We start from the raw sequence: 23,765 nt of genomic DNA, 5'->3' as shown, positions 1-23,765 counted from the left end.
AGGCGAAACTGCGCTCACGATTAAATTGCCGGCTTTCCCCGCAATTGCGCAAGGATGGCGTTAATCTGCTGTCTCATGTCCTCAAAGCCGCCTGAAGAATCGATAATGAAATCGGCGCGCGACCGCTTTTCAGCGTCCGGTGTCTGCCGGGCAAGAATGGCCTCCAGCTTCTCTTCCATCATGCCTTCGCGCGAAAGAACCCGCTTTCGCTGAATGTGGGCAGGGGCTGAGACAACCGCCACCTTGTGCACGCGGTTCTGGCCCTCCGTTTCAAACAGCAGCGGAATATCAAGCAATGCAATATCAGCCCCATCCGCACGCGCGCGCGCAAGAAAGGCGGCTTCCTCTTCATGCACAAGCGGATGAATGATGGATTCAAGCTTTTTGAGTGCTTCCGGTTTGCCGAGGACAGCGCTCGAAAGCCTGGTCCGGTCAACCGTGCCATTGACAACTGTTCCGGGGAAGGCGGCTTCGATCAGGGGGGCGGCGCGGCCTGCATAAAGCTGATGCACCGCATCGTCGGCGCTATAAACCGGCACGCCCGCATCTGCAAACATGCTTGCGGCGGTGGATTTTCCCATGCCGATCGAGCCGGTCAGTCCGAGGATGATCATAAAGCGCCAGCCTTTTTCATATCATCCAGAATATGCGCGCGCAGCGCATCTGTCACTTGCGGTTTTTTGCCAAACCAGCGTTCAAAGCCGGGAACCGCCTGATGCAGCAACATGCCAAGTCCATCGACCGTTTTGAGCCCCGCGCTTTCAGCCTTTACCAGAAAGGGCGTTTTCAAAGGAACATAGACAATATCCGTGGCAACCGCTGATTTTTGCGCTTCGCTCAGATCAAGGGGAAAAACGTGTGTTTCTTCTCCATGCCCGCTCATGCCGAGCGCGGTCGTGTTGACGATCAATCCCGCTTCTTTGACAAAATGCTGCGCGGCATCCCATCCATGGGCAAAAACCCCATCGCCAAAATGGCTGGCTAGGTCCTGCGCTCGGCTTAAGGTCCGGTTGGCGATGGCAATGTGGGAGAAACCACGTGTCTGCAAGGCGTGCACAATCGCGCGACCCGCACCACCTGCACCCAGAACCAGAGCCGTATCGGCATTGTCCCAACCCGGTGCAAGCGCATCAAGATTGGCGGCAAAGCCATAGGCATCGGTATTGCCACCGCAAAGCCTGCCCTTTTCAAACCAGAGCGTGTTCACCGCACCTATAGCCAGCGCTGCTTCATCATGGCTTTCCACGCTCTCAAAAGCTGCTTCTTTATGCGGAATCGTGACATTGCCACCGGCATAGCCATTTTGCGCCAATGAAGCAGCAAATTCGGCAAAATTTTCCGGCGCCACTTCAATGGCTTCATAAGAGCCGTCAAGACCGTGCTCTTTGAGCCAGAAGCGATGAATGAGCGGCGAGCGCGAATGTTTAATCGGAAATCCGGTGACAAATGCCTTTTTAGCCATCGATCAGATTTTCTTTCCTTAATTCAGCCAGAAGCGGCAGCAGCGGCAATCCGACAATGGTGAAATAATCGCCGTCGATTTTTTCAAAAAGCTGAATGCCCGGACCTTCGACCTGATAGGCGCCGACGCTGGAAAGGGCAATATCGCCAACGCGACCCAGATAACGGCCAATAAACCCGGGATCAAGATCGCGCATGGTCATGCGCGCCACCGAGACATGCCGCCAGAAGGGCTTGCCGTTTTTCACCAGAACCACGCCGCTGTTCAACTGATGGGTTTTTCCCGAAAACTGCAAAAGCTGGCGGCGCGCCGCGTCCATATCCACAGGTTTGTGGAAAATCTGATCTTCCAGCGAAAGCGTCTGATCACAGCCAATCACCACAGCATCGGGATTGCTTTCACTGACCGATAAGGCTTTGGCTTCCGCCAGAACCTGCGCCACTTCTTCCGGTGTTGCGCCGGTCTTATAAAGCGGCGCTTCAACGGCGCGCTCGTCAATATCAGCGCTTTCGCTTGAAAATTCGATACCAGCATTTTTCAGAAGTGCTGAACGAAAGGGGCTTTTGGAGGCGAGAATAAGTTTTGCGGTCATACCTGATCTTCCTTCTTGCCATCACGCAGCAAAGACTGGATCGCTGCGGCTGTTTCTTCAATTGACCGGCGCGACACATCAATGAGCGGCCAGCCGTTGCGGTTGCAGAGATTGCGGGCATAAGCCAGTTCTTCGGAAATTGAAACGCGGTCTGTATAAAGTCCGGTATTGAGCGAAGGCGCATTGCCAAGCGGGCGGTTCTGCCTGATTTGCGAAATCCGTTCCGCCGTTGCGACAAGCCCGACAATCAGCGGACGTTTTGCAGTAAAAAGCACATCGGGAAGCGGGATGCCCGGCACAATCGGCACATTGGTTGCCTTGATACCGCGATTGGCAAGATAGATGCTTGTGGGCGTTTTCGAGGTTCGTGAAATCCCCACCAGAATGACATCTGCTTCTTCGATATCGAGCGGCAATTGTCCGTCATCATGCTCCATGGTGAAATTGAGCGCGTCAATCCGGCGAAAATAATCGGCATTGAGCACATGTTGCGCGCTGGCTCGGCGATGCGCCGGTGCGCCAAGATAAGATTGAAACGTGTTGAGCACGGGTTCGAGCACCGAAACACTTGGTACACCCATTTCCGCACAGGTTTCATCAATCATGGCCGCAAGCTTCTGATCAACAATTGTATAGAGGACGATGCCCGGCTCAGCATCGATATCTTCCAGAACTTTGCGCAACTGTTTCTCGGTGCGAATAAGCGGATAGATGTGCTCAATGGCGCGCGCATTGGCATATTGCGCTGAAGCTGCACGCCCTGCAGCAAGGAGAGTCTCTCCTGTCGCATCAGAAATCAGATGAAGATGAAAGTAAGAAAGCGGTCTGGTCACAGTTTTCTCCCGCCCCTGTTGACGAGTGTGCGTAAAACGCAGGTTTCATCCACAAGCCATGGCAGGCGGTGGGAAACTTGGCAAGTCATCCACAGCCAGCCAACATGTGGGCCGCTTTTGAAAGTCACTGTGGACAAGACTCGTAACATTTGGAAAACTCATCGATATACCCAGCTTGTCCACAAATAGTGCAAAACTGCGGCAATTGGTAACTCCTTATATTCAATGAAAGAATTTAGTTTTCATTGCATTTGGCAGAATGATCGGTGAATGTTCGCACAGGCTTTGATGGCCAGAGCGGAACTGTGGGGAAAAAGCGGACAAAGCTTAATCCCCGATTCCAACAGACTCTAAGAATCAAAAGATTCCTGAATCATCCTTTCTTTATGAAAGCCGGACGGGAAAACTTTCACACGAGATAACGAAAATCAGACAGGGTGGAATGCAATGAAGCGCAAAGTCTTGAAAGTCATAGACGGTGAGACAGTCTTTCCACCTCCGATCTGGATGATGCGCCAGGCAGGGCGATACCTTCCTGAATATCGCGAAGTCCGCAAACAGGCCGGAAGCTTTCTCGACCTTTGCTATTCGCCCGATCTGGCTGTCGAAGTCACACTTCAGCCTATCCGCCGTTTTGGCTTTGATGCAGCCATTCTGTTTTCCGATATTCTGGTTGTCCCTCATGCCCTTGGGCGTGACCTTCGCTTTGAAGAAGGAAGAGGGCCTTTGATGACACCGATTGATGCGGATGAAATCTTCTGGCTTGAAACCGAAGGTGTCGCAAAACGCCTGGAGCCGGTCTATGAGACGGTTCGGCTGCTTCGCGAGCAGTTACCCGACGAAACAACGCTGTTGGGCTTCTGTGGCGCTCCCTGGACCGTTGCGACCTACATGATCGCCGGTCATGGTACCCCGGATCAGGCTCCCGCGCGTTTGTTTGCCTATCGCTTCCCGGAAGCTTTCGAAAAGCTTTTGAATGATCTGGCGGATGTTTCGGCTGAATATCTGATCGAACAGCTTGATGCAGGCGCGGATGCGGTTCAGATTTTTGATTCCTGGTCCGGCGTTCTGGATGAAGATTGCTTTGAGCGTTTCTGCATTCGTCCTGTTGCGCGTATCGTGCAAAAGGTGAGGGCCGTATATCCTGACGCGCGCATTATCGGTTTCCCGAAAGGTGCGGCAATGCTTTATGCAGGCTATCGTGAAAAAACCGGTGTCGATGTACTGGGGCTTGACTGGTCGGTGCCGGTTTCTTTTGCGCAGGAATTGCAAAAGGAAGGCGCCATTCAGGGTAATCTTGATCCGCTGCGGGTTGTTGCTGGTGGAGCGGCGCTTGATGAAGGCGTTGATGCGATCCTCAAAAATCTTGGCAACGGTCCGCTGATTTTCAATCTCGGCCATGGAATTACGCCACAGGCACCGATTGAAAATGTTCAGCGTATGATTGATCGGGTTCGTGGAGGGTACTGATTGTGGCCTCTGACAACACAAACAGCGGCAAAGCCGCTCTGATCCGCATCATTGCCGCTTTGGTGATTGTGCTACTCGGTTTATGGGGATTGTTTCACGTGAATCCAGCTGATGCTTATCTTTGGGTCAAGTCTATCCACGTTATTGCTGTGATCGCCTGGATGGCGGGCATGCTCTATCTGCCGCGACTTTTCGTTTATCATTGTGCGGCAACGCCCGGCTCTGAAACCTCTGAAACCTTCAAGGTTATGGAGCGGAGGTTGCTGCGGTTTATTATAAATCCCGCTATGATTGTAACGTGGATTGCCGGTCTGTGGATGGCCTGGGAGATATTTGATTTTCAGGGCGGCTGGCTGCACGCAAAAATTCTTCTCGTGGTGCTATTGTCGGGCGTACACGGCTATCTGTCGAAGGCGACACGGCTTTTTGCTCAGGACAAGAACACCAAATCTGCAAAACACTGGCGTGTCATCAATGAAGTTCCAACCATTTTGATGATCTTGATCGTCATTCTGGTGATCGTGAAACCATTCTGATTTTTATATTTTTGCAAGATAGCCCGGATTTTTTTCCGGGCTTCTACCTTTTTCCTATTGCACAAATTTCCAGCAGTCCTTAACTGAGACTTGCTCTTCATGCCGCAAACCGGTATGAGTGAGTCCTCTTCCCACCATGACAGCAGGCCTTCGATGCCGGTCGCGTTCCAAGTGGCCCACCTTTCCGAACAACTGCATTTTTCTCCTTATATTTCAAAAGAGTTCCTCACCCATGCAGGAAATGAAACTACAAGAACTTAAAAACAAAACTCCGGTTGAGCTGCTGGCATTTGCCGATACGCTTGAGGTCGAAAATGCAAGCGCCATGCGCAAGCAGGAACTGATGTTCGCGATCCTCAAAAGCCTCGCTGCTCAGGACGTCGAAATTATCGGCGAAGGCGTGGTCGAAGTGTTGCAGGACGGATTTGGCTTCCTGCGCTCGGCTGACGCCAATTATCTGCCGGGTCCGGACGATATTTATATTTCACCTTCCCAGCTTCGCCGCTTCTCGTTGAAGACCGGTGATACGGTTGAAGGTCCGATCCGCGGTCCCAAGGAAGGCGAACGGTATTTTGCGCTTCTCAAGGTCAACACCATCAATTTTGAAGATCCTGAAAAGATCCGCCATAAGGTTCACTTCGACAATCTGACGCCGCTCTATCCAAATGAGCGCTTCAAGATGGAACTGGAAGTTCCAACATCGAAAGATCTTTCGTCGCGTGTGATTGATCTTGTTGCACCGCTCGGCAAGGGCCAGCGCGGTCTGATTGTTGCGCCGCCACGCACCGGTAAAACGGTTCTGTTGCAGAATATCGCGCATTCGATCACCGCAAATCATCCTGAATGCTATCTGATCGTGCTTCTGATTGATGAACGCCCGGAAGAAGTGACGGACATGCAGCGTTCGGTGAAGGGTGAAGTTGTTTCTTCGACCTTCGATGAGCCGGCAACGCGTCACGTGCAGGTTGCTGAAATGGTCATCGAGAAGGCCAAGCGGCTTGTTGAACACGGCCGCGATGTTGTGATCCTTCTTGATTCCATCACTCGCCTTGGCCGCGCCTACAACACGGTTGTGCCGTCATCGGGCAAGGTTCTGACCGGTGGTGTGGATGCGAATGCTCTGCAACGTCCAAAGCGCTTCTTTGGTGCAGCCCGTAACATTGAAGAAGGTGGCTCGCTCACCATCATTGCAACGGCGCTGATCGACACGGGTTCGCGCATGGACGAAGTGATCTTTGAAGAATTTAAGGGCACGGGCAACTCTGAAATCGTTCTCGACCGCAAGGTTGCCGACAAGCGTATCTTCCCGGCCATGGACATTCTCAAGTCCGGCACCCGTAAGGAAGATCTGCTTGTTCCACGCGCCGATCTTCAGAAGATTTTCGTGCTGCGCCGTATCCTTGCTCCAATGGGAACGACCGATGCGATTGAATTCCTTATCGACAAGCTCAAGCAGACGAAGAGCAACAGCGAGTTCTTCGATTCGATGAACACGTAATTTCTCGACTTCGTTGTTATGAAAAACGCCGCGTTGAGCAATCAGCGCGGCGTTTTGTTTGGCTGTGAAAAGTCGTCATGGATGCTCGCTGAGAAGGATTCTAAGCGCTGCCGCTGTCTCTACCGGTGCGAGGCAGACCTGCCCCTTACAGAGCCAGGCTGAAGGTTTATCGGCCTGTGCAATGCCACCTGTTGGAAGCGCGATAGCTTTACCTGCTTCAAAACGGACAATCTTGTCGACACGCCGTGGATCAGGAATTTCCCGAGCCACTGCGGTTAAGTCTCCCTCAGCGCTGTCATCGGCAATAACAAGCGATAGTGGTTCGGCTGCAAATCGGCTCGCATTCAATATGCCGATCTGTCCATATTGTTGCGCAAGCGCGCGGCCCATGGCCTGTTCGACCAGTCGCTCATTCTGATGATAGAGATGCAGATCGCCGGTTATGAGAAACAAGCGGGTGCATGCTTCGATAATCTGACCGGTGGCGCTGGGGATTGCCTCGTCATAATCGCCATAACTATGAAGGATGACATCTTCGGCGTTGATTGCGGAGAGCCTGTAATTGCCTGACGCATCGCGATTGTTTTTATCAAGCGCCTCTTTGAGCGCCAGCGCGTCCTGAATGAATGTTGGGTTTGATGTTGCTTCAAACAGCGAAATTGCAGCGTTGATCATTGCTGCATAATCGGTTGCAAGGGCAGGGTAGAGCAGCGTGTCATCCATCCGGCAATGCGCCATGCGGCCATCGTGAAAGGATGACCCTGTTGAACGGTAAGCGGTCAGCGCATGGTCAATCCAGTCCTGTCTCTGGAAGCAGCGTCCTGCTTCTGCCAGCGCGCGAATTACCAGTGCATTCCAGTCTGTCAGCGCTTTTTCGTCACGTCCGGGACGCACACGTTTGGAGCGATAATCGAGCAGCTTTTTCCTTGATGCCTCTATATCAGCAGGATGCACCGCTGCTTCATCAACAGCATGAAGGCGGTTGAGAATATTTTTTCCCTCAAAATTGCCTTCCGGTTTGACGCCATAGAAGGCTTTGAAGGCTGACGCCTGTTCTCCGAGAACCTGATCAATCTCAGTGTCAGTAAAAATATAGAACTTTCCTTCTTCGCCTTCGCTGTCGGCATCGAGGCTTGATGCAAAACTTCCGTCTGGCAAACGCATTTCCCGGATCAGCCAGTCAATGATCTCTTCGATTCGGATACGGAACAAATCATTTTGCGTTTCAGCATAGGCATAGGTTGCATGCCGAATGAGTTGTGCATTGTCATAGAGCATCTTTTCGAAATGCGGCATGAGCCAGTCTGCATCGACGCTGTAGCGACAAAGGCCGCCACCCAAATGATCATAGATGCCACCTTGAAGCATTGTTTTCAGCGACAACAGGAATGTATCGCGATGATGGGTTTGGCGGTTATAGAGCCAGGACAACCACAAAGCATCCATAAAGGGTGCGCTGGGGAATTTGGGTGCATTCTCAAGGCCGCCGCGAACGGGATCGAACATCGCATATATGCGATCAGTGACCCGATCAAAATGCGCAATTTCATTGGCGCTGGCCACTGTTTGCGCGGCAAGGCGGCTTTCGAGATGGCTGAAGACCGCATCGGCATTATGGTTAATTCTTTCTTGATCTTCCCGCCAGAGATTATCAACTGCTTTGAGGACATCAACGAAGCCGGGCAGATTGTGCCTTGCTTTTGGTGGAAAATAGGTGCCACCCCAGAACGGTTTCCCATCCGGGCGCAGAAACATTGTGAGCGGCCATCCGCCCTGTTGGCCCATGGCGCCAAGCGCAGCCATATAAATCTGGTCAATATCCGGACGTTCTTCGCGATCGACCTTCACATTTACGAAAAGCGCGTTCATGACTTTTGCCACTTCCGGGTCTTCAAAAGACTCGTGCGCCATCACATGGCACCAGTGACAAGCGGCATATCCAATGGAAAGCAGGATAGGGCGGTTGAGGGCGCGGGCAGCATCCAGCGCTTGCCTGCTCCAGGGCTGCCAGTGCACCGGATTATCGGCGTGCTGACGAAGATAAGCGCTTGGCTCCTTGCCGAGCCGGTTGCTGCTGATATCAGTCATAAGCCTTTTCTTTCCTCACACGAATGAATATCACGTAACAATCTATATAGAACGGGAAATCAAATGAGCGAGCCGCAACATCTTCACGACACTATTTTTGCCTTGTCGAGCGGACGCCTGCCGTCGGGCGTGGCAGTGGTTCGCATATCTGGCCCGCAAGTTCGATTCGTTATCGAAACGGTTTTGGGTCAGACTATCGAACCGCGATATGCCGCCTACAAAACCTTTCGCACGCGCAATGGTGAAGCGATCGATAGGGGATTGGCGCTGTTCTTTGCCGGACCAAACAGCTTTACCGGTGAAGATTGCGCGGAGTTCCACCTTCACGGTGGCATTGCTGTTGTTGAAAAACTGTTGGAAGAATTTGCCCATTTTCCTCATTGTCGGATTGCGGAAGCGGGCGAATTTACGCGACGCGCTTTCACCAATGGCAAGATGGACCTGACGATTGCCGAAGGTCTGGCTGATTTGATTGCTGCTGAAACTGAAGGCCAGCGTCGTCTGGCTCTTCAGGTCGCATCGGGCGCGCAGCGTCAGCTCTATACAGAATGGCGTCAAAGACTGATCCGCGCACGGGCATTGATTGAGGCGGAGTTGGATTTTGCCGATGAGGGAGATGTTCCCGGTTCGGTTTCCGGACAGGTTTGGAATGCGCTCAAATCTTTGCGCGGTGAAATTGTGCGCCATATAGAGAGTGGCAAACGGGCCGCGATGCTGCGCGATGGTTTGCACGTCGTTATCGCGGGTGCGCCCAATGCGGGAAAGTCCAGTCTGCTTAATTTTCTTGCCGGGCGCGAGATCGCGATTATTTCTGAAGAGGCGGGTACGACGCGTGATCTTCTTGAGGTTAAACTTAATCTCGGTGGAATACCGGTTTATGTGACCGACACGGCTGGCTTGCGGGAGACGACAAGTCAGGTTGAACGCATCGGGATTGAACGTGCGCGCGAACGTGCGGCTGAGGCGGATCTGGTTCTGTTGCTGGAAGATATGCAGGAGCCGATTTCCGTTACGCTTGACGAGGGCGCTGCTGACATTTGGACAGTTGGTACCAAAACCGATCTTGAAGGTTTGACCGAGCGCAATTGGGACTATCGCATTTCCACGCGGACCTCTGAGGGGCTTGATGCTTTGCTGGCAGCCTTACAGGGCTTTGCTGAAAAGCGCATCGGGTTGATCAATGATGCCGTGCCAACCCGGCAGCGGCACATCAATCTGCTGCAATCGACAATTTCGGAAATAGACATCGCGATTGAGCGCGATGACCTTCCTTTGGAATTGCGTGCAGAGAATATGCGCCGCGCATCGCAACATCTCGGACGCATCACCGGGGATGTTGATGTTGAAGAAATATTGGATGTGATTTTCTCGCAATTCTGCATCGGAAAATGAGTGATTCACGTGAAACCCCATCGCGGGGTGACTGCGTTGATGTGATTGTTTCACGTGAAACATCTGTGGAATCTGCCTATCCTTCTTGACTCCAGAACGGAAGCGTGAGTCGCATTTCGTATCAATTTTAGCAAAGAGTTGATGACGCTTTGCCCGACTTCCCCCTTCCGTTCAACGTTGAAACATGTCAAAGAGACTGCTTTCTCGAATTGATTTGGGTGCATCAGGATGAACATTTCAGGTTCTGCCGAAGCGACAGCTTTTGACGTCATTGTCATTGGTGGCGGACATGCGGGCTGCGAAGCGGCCGCAGCTTCTGCACGCACGGGCGCTCGTACAGCACTTGTCACGCATCGCTTTGATACGATTGGCGTTATGTCATGCAATCCCGCTATCGGCGGACTGGGCAAAGGTCATCTTGTGCGTGAGATCGATGCGCTGGATGGATTGATGGGACGTGTTGCCGACAAGGCAGGCATTCAGTTTCGTCTGCTTAATCGTCGCAAAGGTCCGGCTGTTCGCGGTCCTCGTACCCAGGCGGACCGCAAGCTTTATCGCCTTGCCATGCAAGAGCTGATTTCGGCGCAGGATAATCTGACTGTCGTTGAAGGCGGTGCATCGGATATTTGCGTGACTGACGGCGTGATTACCGGCGTTGTTCTGGGGGATGGGCGCAGGCTTGCCTGTGATGCGGTCGTCCTGACCACAGGAACTTTCCTCAACGGTTTGATCCATATCGGTGAGAAGAAGATACCGGCTGGCCGCATGGGTGAGAAGCCGGCGCTTGGCCTGTCAGATACATTGCGCGGCTTGGGTTTTGCCGTTGGGCGTCTTAAGACCGGCACGCCGCCGCGCCTTGATGGCCGCACCATTGATTGGCAAAGCCTTGATATGCAGTCCGCAGATGAGGATCCGGTTCCATTCTCACTGATGACGGATAGGATCACCACGCCACAGATCGATTGCGGCATCACGCGCACAACACCTGAGACCCATGCTATCATTCGCGCTAACCTGCATCGTTCCGCGATGTATTCCGGTTCGATTGAGGGGATTGGTCCGCGTTACTGCCCATCGGTCGAAGACAAGATCGTCAAATTTGGTGATCGTGATGGGCACCAGATTTTTCTTGAGCCGGAAGGACTGGATGATCACACGGTCTATCCGAATGGCATTTCCACATCATTGCCGGAAGAAGTGCAGCTTGCTTATCTCAAGACCATTCCTGGTCTTGAGAAGACGATTATGCTCCAGCCGGGCTATGCTATTGAATATGATTTCATCGATCCGCGCGAGTTGAAGCGCAGTCTTGAAACCCGCCGGGTGACTGGTTTGTTTCTGGCCGGTCAGATCAATGGCACGACCGGCTATGAAGAAGCCGGTGCGCAGGGATTGCTGGCAGGCCTGAATGCCGCAAGACGGGCAGGGGGCAGTGACCCTGTTATCATCCAGCGGACCGAAGCCTATATCGGCGTGATGGTGGATGATCTGACATCGCGCGGAGTGAGTGAGCCTTATCGCATGTTCACATCGCGCGCCGAGTTTCGCCTGTCATTGCGTGCGGACAATGCCGATCAGCGTCTGACGCCGCTGGCTGATCGGCTTGGCATTCTCAGTCAGGAACGGCGCGAGAGGTTTGTGGCGCGTGAAGAGGCATTGTCCGCTGCGCGCGACATGACAAAGCAACTGATGATCACGCCCAATCAGGCGAGCCGCTATGCGTTGCATCTCAATCAGGACGGTGTGCGTCGCTCAGCCTATGATCTTTTGTCCTATCCTGATATTGATCTGGAGAAGCTGAAGGCTATCTGGCCAGAACTCGATGGCATTGCATCTGTGACCCGCGAAGCTTTGGAGATTGAAGCGCAATATGCGGTTTATATGGATCGGCAGCAAAGTGATATAGCGGTGATGGAGCGTGAGGAACGGCTTTTCATTCCGGCATCGCTGGATTTTGATTCGATTTCCGGCCTGTCGAATGAGCTGAAAGCCAAGCTTAAACAGCGTATGCCGGAAACGATTGCCGAGGCGCAGCGTGTGGAAGGCATTACACCGGCGGCTCTTGCTTTGCTGATTACACATATCAAGAAGCATGGCGCGCGGGCGCGGGCGGCAGATGAGTTGGACGCCGAGAAGGGCGCAGCATGACTGTGGATAGCCATTATTCTAGCTTGAAAACGATTGTTCCTGGTGTTTCACGTGAAACAACGGAGCGATTGATTGCCTTTGAAGCGCTGTTTCGCAAATGGTGTTCAGCCATCAATCTGGCCTCTCCATCCACATTGGCGGATCTCTGGAGCCGTCATATTCTTGACAGTGCGCAGGTATTTCCGCTCGCTCCCGATGCAAAGCGATGGCTTGATCTGGGATCGGGCGGGGGTTTCCCCGGCATTGTAACCGCCTGCTTTCTCAAGGAAGTTCCGGGTGCTTCGATTGATCTGGTCGAAAGTGCCGGCAAAAAGGCTGCATTTCTTCGCACTGCTGCTGGCCAACTAACTGTTCCCGCACGCGTTTCCTCCGCCCGTATCGAAGCGATGTGGGACAAAATCGAGGTGCCGGATGTTGTAACGGCCCGCGCACTCGCTTCGCTGAACGATCTTTTCGTGCTCGCGGAACCTTGGCTTACCGGAGGGGCTAAAGCTCTTTTTCAAAAAGGTCGGGATTACCAGCGGGAAATTGATGAAAGCCGTGTCGGCTGGAGCTTTGATCTGATACAACACGAAAGTGCTATCGATAAAGCCTCAGTGATACTCGAGATCAGCAATCTGCGTCGTATCTCCGGTTAATTCATCATCGATAAGACAGAAAGCAGCAGGGCGACGGTAATGAGCAAAAGATCCCGGATCATAACCATTGCAAATCAGAAGGGTGGCGTTGGCAAGACAACGACTGCCATCAATCTCGCCACAGCACTGGCAGCCATTGGCGAAACTGTGCTGATCGTTGATCTCGATCCACAGGGCAATGCCAGTACAGGGCTCGGTATTGATCGCCTTAACCGCCCCTTGTCGTCTTATGATGTATTGACCCAGGCTGCATCTGCCAATGATGCAGCGATGCAGAGCGACGTGCCCAATCTTTACATTGTGCCATCGACGCTGGATCTTCTGGGTATCGAAATGGAGATTGCGCAGGCACCGGATCGAACCCGCCGCTTGCGTGATGCATTGCGTTTCGATTCCGCAGTTGCTGACAAGTTTTCCTATATTCTCGTCGACTGTCCTCCGTCCCTGAATCTGTTGACGTTGAACGCAATGGCTGCTGCGGATTCTGTTATGGTGCCGTTGCAGTGTGAGTTCTTTGCGCTGGAAGGGTTGAGCCAGCTGTTGCAGACGGTTGATCAGGTGCGTTCGACAATCAATTCCGAACTGGCAATTCAGGGAATTGTCCTGACAATGTTTGATAGCCGTAACAATCTTGCATCGCAGGTTGTTGACGATGTGCGCGCATTTATGGGAGAGAAGGTCTATCGCACTGTTATCCCACGCAATGTCCGCGTGTCGGAAGCACCATCGCATGGCAAGCCAGCGATTCTTTATGATCTGAAATGCGCGGGCAGCCAGGCTTATTTGCAGCTTGCATCTGAGGTTATACAGCGCGAGCGGCAGCTTAAAGCTGCATAAGTTAAGTGAGTGTCGCGCAGGCGATGCTTTATAGATTCGACTACGTAACGATTCCGGGGACTGCTGACGATGAACGATGATCCTTCAAAAAAGCGGCTTGGCCGCGGCCTGGCCGCTCTGATTGGTGAAATCGATCGCCCGGCGGAAGAGCGCAAGGTGCCAATCTCCAGCGAGCGCAATGTTCCGATTGAATTCGTAACACGCAATCCACGCAATCCGCGGCGCATGTTCTCGGAAGTCGAACTGGAAGATCTGGCGCAGTCCATCAAGGAACATGGTGTCGTTCAGCCGATTGTGGTTCGTCCGGCACCCGGTGAACCAGACCGGTTTGAGCTGATTGCCGGTGAACGCCGCTGGCGTGCATCACAGCGTGCAGGGGTCGATACGATTCCTGTTATCATCCGCGATGTTGATGATCGCGTGGCGCTTGAGATCGCAATCGTTGAAAACGTACAGCGTGCAGACCTCAATGCAGTTGAAGAAGCAATGGGATATCAACAGCTTATCGATAATCATGACTATACGCAGGCCGATCTTGCGCAGGTTATCGGCAAGAGCCGCAGTCATGTCGCCAATACGCTGCGCCTGTTGAAACTGCCGCAGAGGGTGCAGGATTTTATCTCAGACGGTGCTTTGTCGGCGGGGCATGCGCGTAGCCTGATCACCATGGACGATCCGACTGCTCTTGCGGAACGTGTGGTCAAGGAAGGTCTGTCTGTGCGTCAGGTGGAAGCTTTATCGCAGGCGCGCAATGGTGGCGAGCCAAAGCCGGGCAAGAGTGCCCCTGTGGAGAAAGATGCCGATACCAAAGCGCTCGAAAAGCTGCTTTCTGATGTCACTGGCATGAAGGTCGAAATCAATCATCGCGAACGCGGTGGCGATGTGAAAATTCGCTATAGCTCGCTGGAACAGCTCGATGAGATTTGCCGTCGCCTGCAAAGCTAGAGCGCGTCCTCAAAAGTCGGAGAAGGAAATGCGCTCGGTGTGAATCACTTGCTGAGAAATTGGGGTTTCGATTTTTCACAGCATCCATTATCTAAAGCGATTGGTGATCATTTAAACCGCTGATCGCTTTTCTGTTTGGACTGCTAGGTTTCGAAGTTACCGGTCGCTCAAGGGGAGGGCAATGCTTATGGATATGCTTGTTCAGATTGTCATCCATACGCCGATCTATGTATGGGGATTGCTGGCTTATCTGATCATACAAGGCATCAAGGGGCGTGAAACACAGATTGTTTCCGTCTGGAGAATGCTTTTTGTGCCGATCATATTCATTGGTGTGGGCTTTTTGCATTTCGACGACAGCTCTGAGCTGTTTGGTTCATTTTTGACCGCGTGGTTTATCGCTCTGGTGCTGTTGGCTCCGTTTGGATTGCTCACAGGTCCGAAAATTATTGCCGTTGATCGCCAAAACAAAACCATCGAGCGGGCTGGCGCCACGCTGCCGCTCATCCGCAACCTGATCTTCTTTTGCGCTCAATATGTGCTTGCGGTGTTGAATGTTCTTTATCCAGAAGATCATGCCAATCTCACGCTGATTACAGGTGTTGTATCAGGTGCTTCGGCCGGGTATTTTGGTGGTTGGCTTATCGCGTTGTGGAGAAAATACCAGCAAAGCCCACAGCTTAAGCTCGGATAGAGCGCATCTGCCGTTTTATCTTTTTGTTTTACGTAAAAGTTCATGCACCTTTGCTGGAAATGCTTTGTTTTTTAAGCATTATCCTTACGCAAAACCGCTCCGCACTTTTGCTGGAAATGCTTTGTTTTTTAAGCATTGTCCTTACGCAAAACCGCTCTGCACTTTTGCTGGAAATGCTTTGTTTTTTAAGCATTGTCCTTACGCAAAACCGCTCTGCACTTTTGCTGGAAATGCTTTACCGCCGTGAAAGTTTCACGGCTTCAACGGAAATTGCAAGCAGGCATTGACGGATGATTGGTACCGACAGCGCCGCATTCTGACGGCTTTCGAGAACGGCTCGCTGCACACGTTCCATCACACGCGAAAGACTTTCGGCATTCCATCGGCTAACGGCATTTTCAATCAGTTTCTTGCGGTTGAAGAAGATCGGTGGTCGCGCCGACGCGACAACAACGGACGCGTTTTTGCGTTCGGTGTCCGCGATATGGCGCAGCGTCTGTATCTGTTGAAACTGACGCGCTGCCGTGTTGAGCACCAGAAAGGGTGCTGTGCCCGATTTCACGACACGGTCAAATGTGGCCTCAAAACGCGGCAGATCGCCTGTCAGAACGGCGTCCACCACTTCATCGGTCGAAAGTCCCGCCACATCGCCGACAGCTTCCCGCACATCGTCTATATCGATGCGTTCCTTGCCGCGTGCATAAAGGCAGAGCTTTTCCAACTCACCACGTGTGGCCAGACGATCGCCGCCGAGGCTCGCGCGCAACAGTTGCCGTCCGTCCATGGTGATCTGCATTTTCCATTCGGCCAGCACGTCATCAATCACGCCGTCTATGCCGCGCGCATCGTCTGAATAACACGGCAATGCCATGCCGGCAGAACCGTTTTCCACAGCGCTGCGAAGGCCGGCACCTTTTTTGAGATCGCCCGCTTCGACGAGGATATAGGTTTCACGCGGCGGCTCGCTCACCAGAAGTTTCACGGCTTCCGCCAGCTTCTTTTGTCCGGCGGCATTTTTGATCCAGATCAGCCGCTCACCACCGAACATGGAAATGGTTCGTGCTTCATCGGCAAGCTTTGCCGGATCAGCATCGATCTCATCGGCATCCATGCGAATGACTGCAAATGGATCGTCCAGCGGTAATTTGGTGGCTTTTGCGTACCGATGCGCACGTTCGCTTACCAGCCCCTTATCGGGGCCATAGAGGAGCACAACCGGAAACGAGCTGCTCGGTTTGCCAATAAACTGATCGACTTCATGTGCTTTCTTTTGCGCCATAAGGATTAACTAGCGCAATTTGCCTTCAAACAAAACAGCCATCGGTGGATATAGCGCGGGTTGTGAAGGTTCTGTCGCAATTTTTTGCTGTGCATTCAGAACTCAATAGCGCGCAAGTGACAAAAGAGCGCCGTTATTTGCCTGTACCTGTTCCATTTGTTGCCGTGTCATAACGGTTTAACTCTTTCGTTGCGCCACATGAAATTCCGCTTTTATATAGAATATTAGGAAAATCTGTTATCAAAATATAATTTTATCTTTTCGAAACAATTAGATAAGCCAAGAAGCAATTGATCAAAAAGACTGCACTATATTTAAAAATCTGCTAATATTTGATGCGCTTAGAAAATTGGATTTCAACTTAATGCACATGAATGTTCCACCTAGATCTTTGCTCTCCAGCGTTACGGATTTGGCTGAAGGGAAATCTTTTGCAACCTGGAATGTTCAAGGAGCAGTGAACCTCGAAAATACGTTTCTTCCTGTTCCCCGAGCTCAGATTACCACGGTAACGCGCATGTTTTTAACCACTCTTAAAACGTGGATTGTCGGTTTTCGGCGCGGTCAAACCTTTGCATCCTATCCACAGAGGCCAATGATACAGTTTGTCGGGAATATTGTTGCAGTTATAGGCCCGTGCCGTGTGCTTGCGCGACGCGCTGTCGAGCGGGCTGGAACGGCTGATCGCAAACGCTCACGAGAAACTGGACCCTTGGCGATGTTCTGGAAGAGCTTCGGCAAACATTGGCAATTGGGCAGAGCTGTATCGTAGACTCGGAAAGTTCGAGCCTGAATAATCTGGAATTGCGCCGTCACAACCGCTTTAAATGTATGAACTTCAGGAACATGACAATGTCTGCAATAATGGAATTAAATCAGCAGACACTCTTCACAATCAATGCACTTTGGCTTGTGGTTTTTGCGATTGCCTTCGCATTTGCGGGACTTGAAAGGAGGGACCGTTATTACTGGCTATACATGGTGACATCGAATATTATTTTCGCTGTTGCATTTTTCATCTTCTCAAAGGAAATTGGCGGAAGTACCGCTGATGTTTTTTTTCCTAATTTACTGCTGTTTGTTGGTCTTTGTTTTCGGTGGATTGCCATCCGCGAGTTTTTTCATCATTCGACTTCATTGGTGAAGATGACACTGCTGCCTTTGGCTGCAATTTTCACCTTCATATCCTGGCCGCTGCTGGGCAACAGCACAGTTTTTGGCATCATAAATCTGCTCATATCGATACAGATCCTCGCAATTATATGGTCAATCGCCACCGAACGGGAAGTTTTGAAATCGAAATGGGGGTTGATCGCCAGCTATGCTGTTCTCATAATTTCTTCCTTTTTGCGCGCACTCCAGGGCTGGTTCTTCGAACCATCCATGGAATCGTTGTTGCCTGCCGATATTTTTTTGCAACTCAATCTCATTGCTGCCGCAATCCATATTGGCGCGAGTGGTGCTTTTTCCCTGTTGATCGCTTATGAGCGCAGCATGAACAATCTGCGTGAGATAGCGCTGCGTGATCCCCTGACTGGGCTTCTTAATAGGTGGAGCATTGAGGCGGTCGCCAATCCGGGCGCAGGAAAAACTTATTCCGGTCTGGTTTCCGTTATCATGATCGATATCGATTACTTCAAGCGGATAAACGACACTTATGGCCATGCCGTCGGTGACGCTGCTTTAAAACATTGTGCAGAGCTTATAAAAGATACATTTTCGAACGATAATTTGCTGGCGAGGGTCGGCGGTGAAGAATTCATGATTTTAGCTCCCGGGCAGTCATCGATTTCCAGTGAGCAGCAATGCAAGGAGTTGCGTAAAAAACTTGCCGAAGACCCATTTAGACATCGTGGGCGGGCAGTACCGTTTACAATAAGTATTGGTATTTGCAGCGGGCATGTAAATACACGTGCAGAATTTGATGTCATATGGAATAGCGCCGATAAGGCTCTTTACGATGCAAAATCTTCAGGCCGTGACGTAACCAGGATCGCAGAGCCTGCTGCCGAGCTTAGCTGCAAGGATCAACCTTCAGAGTGCATCCCGAAAAATGTGAAACGGTTTTCGGACGAAGATGCGGGTTAAAACAAACGATCAGAGTACCGGTCTGGTCCGATCAATATCAACCCTCTCTGGCGGCTTGAAATACGTGCCAATAATCCGGCTAACCGTGGAGTGAATGACGCTTGATCTCTGGTTTAAAGCAACAGTGGGAAGAAGTTAATTCTAACTGCTATAGGCACGCATTCGAACTGTGTAATATTGAGTTTTGAATGCGATTGACCTCTCTCTTAAAACACAACGCATGATTTGGATATTGTTAATCATGGATATAATACAAGATTCTTATATTGAATATAAGCAAGGCGATCTCATTTATGGTCTTTGTGAAAAACGGCGTTTATACATGAATTTTTAACCAAATTCATACAAACTGATTCTACTGAAAACTTTAAATAATTTGCTTGATACATATTCACTTACAGCGGGGTTTTGAGTTATTGCTCTTGCCCGATTTTGGTGAAGGCTTGTGTGAAATTACATTTTGATGTGAATTATTTTCGGTAAAAATGCACAAAGGTTTTGTATGGAATAATGCGTAAAAAAGGCAGATAGAGCATTTCCACTGGTTCGTTAAAATGGGAAATGCCCTACGTTAAACCTATAGAAATTTAATTATCAGAATTTAGATATTGGTTTAACCAAAGTCGCCAGGAGCAACTGTGCTTAAGTAAAAGAAATCATTTATTGCAAAGTATTTAAGTGTTGGTGCTACAGACATGAAATTTATCGTATATTCAACGTATAATTTCTGATATCTTCCACTAACCGATTTGGAATACCCGTGAAGTTCTGCGGCCGCCAGTTCATCTATATAGTAGCCTCTTTTGATGTCATCTGTTGTAATAATGTATCCTGGTCTTACAATTTTGTTCATTCTTTTGACTTCGGTTCCAGCCTGGTATCCGTTGAGATAATATGTGGCGGTAAGGATGTCGCCTGCTTTTGGAACCCAGTTCTGGTTGGTGAAGCGGTAATATACCTGTACGCCTCCAATGATGGAATCTGCGGTAATATATGCCCCTAAAACATAGGGAAGGTCGGCAGCAGGGGAGTATCTTGGAATACTGTAATCTGGTTGATTGGGGCCCATATTGCTTCCGATTGCCCTGAATGTATTGTACACCGATGTGCGTACCGTTCCATCATTTGCCGCGATTACAAAAAAGAGTTTATTGAAGGGGCTTGGCGTGGATGATTGCGTTGTATAGAGAGTTGTTTTGGGTAACTTTAAAAGTTTACGGGTTCCGACCAGTTCTTGAAAAGAAGAACTGTCTGTAAGCATACCGTTTGATACCAGATTAACAGTATCAGTTCCCGAGCTTTCATAATAAGAATCTAACGACACTAGCAACGGATCGGACATTGCATCAAGATTAAGGTATTGACCATTATATGAAGGATTTATTATGTATGGGTCTGGGATAAATAACCGAGGATTGTTTGGATCATATATGGTAATTGTTCCTAGTATTTGAGATTCAAAAAGGGATGCAAAATAATATGGCACTCCATTACAAGCTGCATCTTTCGCTGTAACGTATAAAGTAGTCTCGCCGTTTACATCCGTCGTTGTATGATATACAACTGCCCCTGAAGGGCTTATGGCTTTAGGTACATCTAATAATGGGCTTAATATTTTATATGTTTTCTTAGTAGGGTCTGTGGGATCTGGTGTTCCATCAGTATATACATTAGAGCCTTCTAAAACTCCAGTTTTTATTTTGTCGCTCCAAAAGATGTCGTAAAATGCAATAGGGAGGTTGTCTGCGCCTACCACTTTTAAATTATATGTTGCTGTATTGTCTGGATTATTATCTGGGTCTGTAACAGGGTCGTTTGGTTTAACTGTAAAAAGATATTCTGTGGGATTTGTTGATGTTGTATGTGCTAAATCAGCAACCCTATATAAAGCTAAACTAGGTTCGACGCCATAGGTTGCTCTGTATTGAGCAATTGATCCAACAGGGGCAGTGGTTTTTACCGTGGAATAAAAAGTGGCCGTACCTTTCTTGTCATTTTCCGGATCTATGATAACGTCCAGTCTATATATTAATTTCTCATTGTTTACGCTGGGGCTGTATATTTCAAAGTTTATTACATCAGTGAGCGTTACAATTGGATTTTTTGGGAAAGTTCCACTGTCTAAAGTGATTGTAATAATATGTTGAATAGCTCTTCCTAATTGTACAGGAAGGGCTGTTGTTGGAATGAAACTATAATTAGCGGCCATTTAGGTCTCCGATAAATAATTAGGGTATAATAAATAATATGCTGAAGTATTTTCCTCTTGTCGTATTAATTTTGCAACTTGGAACAATTGACAGTCACAGTGACACTCTCCCTGGTGTGAGTGGCCAGGGCTTTTCAGACCCCAAGACAGGTTTGGTGGGTGGAAACGGTGCGACATTTGATAGTGGCGGACTTTCATGGGGAGGCGGCGCGGGCGACAATAAACCGGGATCTGTTGGCGATAGTCATGCCGGAGGGACTGGCGCTGCTGATGGTGATGCGGCCGGCGGAGAAGGGGGCCTTCATCACCTCACAGCGGATAGCCCGGAGTTGAAGGGGGCGTTGCGTGCAGAAGGCTATGTTGGTTTTCCGGGGAAGGGTGGCGGACTGTTATCTCGCGGACAGCATTACGGTCCTGGTGGCCCGGGCGGCGGCAACGGGATTTATTATTATAAGCCCGGTGGAAGCCTTACGCTCTCTATAACTGCCAACAATACTGCTTTTGCGGGGTCGGATGGTATTGCGGGCGGGCCTGACAGCTATGGAAATCTGGGCTCTAGTGCGGGTGGTGGCGGTGGGGCCGGGATTTTCTTTTATGGCGATACACTTTCCTTTTCCACTCACAATACTTACAGATTTGTTATTAGAGGTGGTAACGGGGGTGGGTATTTGAATGGTGCGGGCGGCGGCGGTGGCACGGCCCTCATCTTTTACGGGAAAAAATTGACACTTGAAGGAGATTTTCAGATCAGAGGTGGTGACAATGTTGCACTACCTTATTTGGCAGGAAATCGGGGGAATGCTGGCGCAGGCATGGAGATTGCCAGTGAGGCTGGCCAAATTAACTTTGTACTTGGTTCTACCATGAATAACTTTTATATAATTGGTGGTGCAAGTCATGATACAGGTCAAGCTGGTGATGGCATCACCTTATCTGGAAACAATAATTTTGTGAATAGTGGCGCCCTTGTCTCAGGCGGGACTGCTAAATTATACGATCTGAGCCCCCCTTTAGATCCACCAGCTGATCTAACAGGGCTAGCTGGTGTTGGGCTGCGTATTACAGGCAATCATAATACTTTTATTACTAAAAGTTATCTTGGCGGTGGTTTGCAGGAAGATGGCTCGAAACTACGTGGTTATGCAGCCGTCATAACAGGGAATGACAATACGCTGCAATGGGAGTCAAACGCGACCGGCACATCGACCATCGTGGGCAATGTCTGGTCCACGGGCACTGGCAATGTCATGGTTTTTGCCGGCGATGCGGATTACACACTTGATTTCCAGCTTGATGATCACCTTTTTAATTTCAGTGGCTTTTCCGGCTATCGCAAGCAGGGCGCCTCGGTGTGGACGATTAACCGTCAGATAACCAACGACACTGCCCCATGGTTTATTGATGAGGGCACGCTGAAATTAACAGGCGCAATAGATATTTCGAATTTGGAGAGTGTTTCTGTTGATGGAACACTCGACTTGACTGGTCTGACCGCCAGTCAGCTGAGTCTCAAGCGTCTTACCAGCACCAAGGACGGTGGTGAAGTTTCCATTGCCGATAAGCCGCTTACCATTACCAATGCAACGGTTGGGGATGATTTCCGCGGTGCGATCGTTGGAACAGCCGGTGTGACACTTGCAAAAGGCACGCAAATCTTCTCGGGCGACAACACTTATTCAGGGGTTACAACCCTGGCTCAGGGCACCAGGTTGCAGCTGGGCAACGGCGGCGCAACGGGTAGTCTGGTATCAGATGTGAATACCGGGGAAGATGCAACCCATTACGGTGTGTTGGTCTTTAACCGTAACAATAGCATGACAATGCCCGGTTTGATTTACGGTTTCGGCTCTGTTGAACAGAGCGGCGTCGGCACGACGATGCTGACTGGAAATAATACTTATACAGGCGGCACCACCATTACGGCGGGCATCTTGGAACTTGGCGACGGCGGCACATCGGGCAGTATCGTCGGTGATGTGAATACGGGTACAGATGCAACGCACAACGGTATGCTGGGCTTCAACCGGAGGGACACCATCTCCTTTGACGGTGTTATTTCCGGCACAGGCGGCGTTTTGCAAGCAGGTATCGGGACGACCGTTCTGACTGCGCACAATACCTATACAGGCGGCACCAACCTCAATGCGGGTATATTGTCGGTTTCGTCAGACAGCAATCTTGGCGATGCGTCTGGTGCATTGCGTTTCGATGGTGGCACGCTGCTGGTTACTGCCGATATGACTTCTGCACGTGCGGTGACACTGACCTCTGCCGGTGGCACGGTTTCGGTTGGTGATACCAAGACCGTTACGCTTACACATTTTATTGGGAATGCCGGTCTTGCCAAAGGCGCTTTCACCAAAGCGGGTAATGGTACGCTGATCACAACGGCTTCCAATAGCTATACGGGCGGCACGACGGTTTCCGGCGGCATTCTGCAGCTGGGTGACGGCACCACGGATGGTTCAATCATGGGCGATATTGCGCTTGATGGTGGCAATCTCGTGGTCGACAATACGGGGGCGACCCCGCTTTCCGGCGCCATCACCGGCACGGGCAGTGTCACACAGAACGGAGCTGGTACGCTCACACTTTCGGGCAATAACAGTTACGGCGATACATTTTTCAATGCCGGGGTCATCTCGATTGAGCAGGCCGAGAACCTCGGTTCAGGTGCACTTCATTTTAACAGCGGCACGCTGCGGGTGACCGGGACGCAATCCAGCAGTACCGATGACACCATTGATTGGGGCCATAATGGCGGTGGCTTTGACATTGTCGATCCCACCAACACCTTTACCATTACGTCTGCCTTTACGGGGCCAGGTCAACTGGCCAAACAGGGGGCTGGTACGCTGGCCTTAACGGGTGACAGCAGCGCCTTCCAGGGCAATACGCTTGTGAAGGATGGCACTCTGCGTCTTGATGGCGGCAAGCTCGGTGACGGAACCGGCACGGTCGATGTCGCATCCGGTGCGGCACTGGGTGGCCATGGCAGCATTGGCGGCAATACAACGGTTGAGGGGACTCTTTTTGCTCAGAGCGGACAGGTCCTG

Annotated in this window: 18 protein-coding genes; 11 read left to right on the top strand and 7 right to left on the bottom strand. The window is 50.8% G+C overall.

All coding sequences use genetic code 11. The features are described 5' to 3' along the window. Window positions 1–20: 20 nt before the first annotated feature. Genes coaE through ABE530_RS15345 form a run of 4 tightly spaced genes read right to left on the bottom strand, consistent with a single transcriptional unit; the run spans window position 21 to window position 2,887 of the window. The gene (coaE, locus tag ABE530_RS15360) at window positions 21–614 is read right to left on the bottom strand and encodes a dephospho-CoA kinase (RefSeq protein ID WP_499695088.1); all 594 of its coding nucleotides are present in this window, start codon (window positions 612–614) and stop codon (window positions 21–23) included. Beyond that, complete coding sequence (locus tag ABE530_RS15355) at window positions 611–1,462, bottom strand: shikimate dehydrogenase (RefSeq protein ID WP_499695087.1); 852 nt, start codon at window positions 1,460–1,462, stop codon at window positions 611–613. Before ABE530_RS15355 ends, coaE begins: the two co-directional genes overlap by 4 nt. Continuing rightward, the gene (locus ABE530_RS15350; protein ID WP_499695086.1) at window positions 1,455–2,054 is read right to left on the bottom strand and encodes a Maf-like protein; all 600 of its coding nucleotides are present in this window, start codon (window positions 2,052–2,054) and stop codon (window positions 1,455–1,457) included. Before ABE530_RS15350 ends, ABE530_RS15355 begins: the two co-directional genes overlap by 8 nt. Further along, on the bottom strand, window positions 2,051–2,887 hold the full coding sequence (locus ABE530_RS15345; RefSeq protein ID WP_265982436.1) for a pyruvate, water dikinase regulatory protein: 837 nt from the start codon (window positions 2,885–2,887) through the stop codon (window positions 2,051–2,053). Before ABE530_RS15345 ends, ABE530_RS15350 begins: the two co-directional genes overlap by 4 nt. Window positions 2,888–3,334: 447 nt before the next feature. Between ABE530_RS15345 and hemE the strand changes: the two genes are divergently transcribed. From hemE to rho, 3 genes are all read left to right on the top strand, one after another. After that, complete coding sequence (gene hemE, locus ABE530_RS15340) at window positions 3,335–4,357, top strand: uroporphyrinogen decarboxylase (protein WP_499695085.1); 1,023 nt, start codon at window positions 3,335–3,337, stop codon at window positions 4,355–4,357. Beyond that, window positions 4,357–4,893 carry a protoporphyrinogen oxidase HemJ gene (gene hemJ, locus ABE530_RS15335; RefSeq protein ID WP_265983804.1) on the top strand — a complete coding sequence of 179 codons (537 nt, stop codon included), beginning with the start codon at window positions 4,357–4,359 and terminating at the stop codon, window positions 4,891–4,893. Before hemE ends, hemJ begins: the two co-directional genes overlap by 1 nt. 232 nt (window positions 4,894–5,125) lie before the next feature. Next, on the top strand, window positions 5,126–6,391 hold the full coding sequence (gene rho, locus ABE530_RS15330) for a transcription termination factor Rho (RefSeq protein WP_265982434.1): 1,266 nt from the start codon (window positions 5,126–5,128) through the stop codon (window positions 6,389–6,391). A 75-nt stretch (window positions 6,392–6,466) separates the two neighbouring features. On the opposite strand, the gene ABE530_RS15325 is transcribed toward rho, so the two are convergent. After that, window positions 6,467–8,479, bottom strand: coding sequence for a thioredoxin domain-containing protein (locus tag ABE530_RS15325; protein WP_499695084.1), 2,013 nt, complete (start codon window positions 8,477–8,479; stop codon window positions 6,467–6,469). Window positions 8,480–8,542: 63 nt separating this feature from the next. On the opposite strand from ABE530_RS15325, the gene mnmE reads away from it, so the two are divergent. From mnmE to ABE530_RS15295, 6 genes are all read left to right on the top strand, one after another. Next, window positions 8,543–9,871 carry a tRNA uridine-5-carboxymethylaminomethyl(34) synthesis GTPase MnmE gene (gene mnmE, locus ABE530_RS15320; RefSeq protein WP_499695083.1) on the top strand — a complete coding sequence of 443 codons (1,329 nt, stop codon included), beginning with the start codon at window positions 8,543–8,545 and terminating at the stop codon, window positions 9,869–9,871. Window positions 9,872–10,099: 228 nt separating this feature from the next. Continuing rightward, window positions 10,100–12,019, top strand: coding sequence for a tRNA uridine-5-carboxymethylaminomethyl(34) synthesis enzyme MnmG (mnmG, locus tag ABE530_RS15315; RefSeq protein WP_499695082.1), 1,920 nt, complete (start codon window positions 10,100–10,102; stop codon window positions 12,017–12,019). Beyond that, window positions 12,016–12,657, top strand: coding sequence for a 16S rRNA (guanine(527)-N(7))-methyltransferase RsmG (gene rsmG, locus ABE530_RS15310; protein WP_499695081.1), 642 nt, complete (start codon window positions 12,016–12,018; stop codon window positions 12,655–12,657). Before mnmG ends, rsmG begins: the two co-directional genes overlap by 4 nt. A gap of 39 nt (window positions 12,658–12,696) precedes the next feature. Beyond that, a complete protein-coding gene (locus ABE530_RS15305; protein ID WP_499695080.1) occupies window positions 12,697–13,494 on the top strand; it encodes a ParA family protein in 798 nt (265 codons plus the stop codon). Between the two features lie 69 nt (window positions 13,495–13,563). After that, a complete protein-coding gene (locus ABE530_RS15300) occupies window positions 13,564–14,439 on the top strand; it encodes a ParB/RepB/Spo0J family partition protein (RefSeq protein WP_265982428.1) in 876 nt (291 codons plus the stop codon). A gap of 181 nt (window positions 14,440–14,620) precedes the next feature. After that, the gene (locus ABE530_RS15295) at window positions 14,621–15,133 is read left to right on the top strand and encodes a DUF6622 family protein (protein WP_499695079.1); all 513 of its coding nucleotides are present in this window, start codon (window positions 14,621–14,623) and stop codon (window positions 15,131–15,133) included. 235 nt (window positions 15,134–15,368) lie between these two features. Here the strand turns inward: ABE530_RS15295 and holA are convergent, their stop codons facing one another. Continuing rightward, entirely contained in the window at window positions 15,369–16,412 is a 1,044-nt protein-coding gene (gene holA, locus ABE530_RS15290) for a DNA polymerase III subunit delta (RefSeq protein WP_499695078.1), read from the bottom strand. An 852-nt stretch (window positions 16,413–17,264) separates the two neighbouring features. Here holA and ABE530_RS15285 point away from each other — a divergent pair. After that, complete coding sequence (locus ABE530_RS15285) at window positions 17,265–18,500, top strand: GGDEF domain-containing protein (protein ID WP_499695077.1); 1,236 nt, start codon at window positions 17,265–17,267, stop codon at window positions 18,498–18,500. Between the two features lie 613 nt (window positions 18,501–19,113). Here the strand turns inward: ABE530_RS15285 and ABE530_RS15280 are convergent. Beyond that, a complete protein-coding gene (locus ABE530_RS15280; protein ID WP_499695076.1) occupies window positions 19,114–20,709 on the bottom strand; it encodes a hypothetical protein in 1,596 nt (531 codons plus the stop codon). A 155-nt stretch (window positions 20,710–20,864) separates the two neighbouring features. Between ABE530_RS15280 and ABE530_RS15275 the strand changes: the two genes are divergently transcribed. Then, window positions 20,865–23,765 (top strand): beta strand repeat-containing protein (locus tag ABE530_RS15275; RefSeq protein WP_499695075.1); only part of this gene is annotated, 2,901 nt, incomplete at its 3' end.

This window comes from Brucella sp. TWI559 (assembly GCF_039674265.1).
GTDB lineage: Bacteria > Pseudomonadota > Alphaproteobacteria > Rhizobiales > Rhizobiaceae > Brucella > Brucella chromiisoli.
This window is presented reverse-complemented; position numbering and strand designations above follow the sequence as displayed.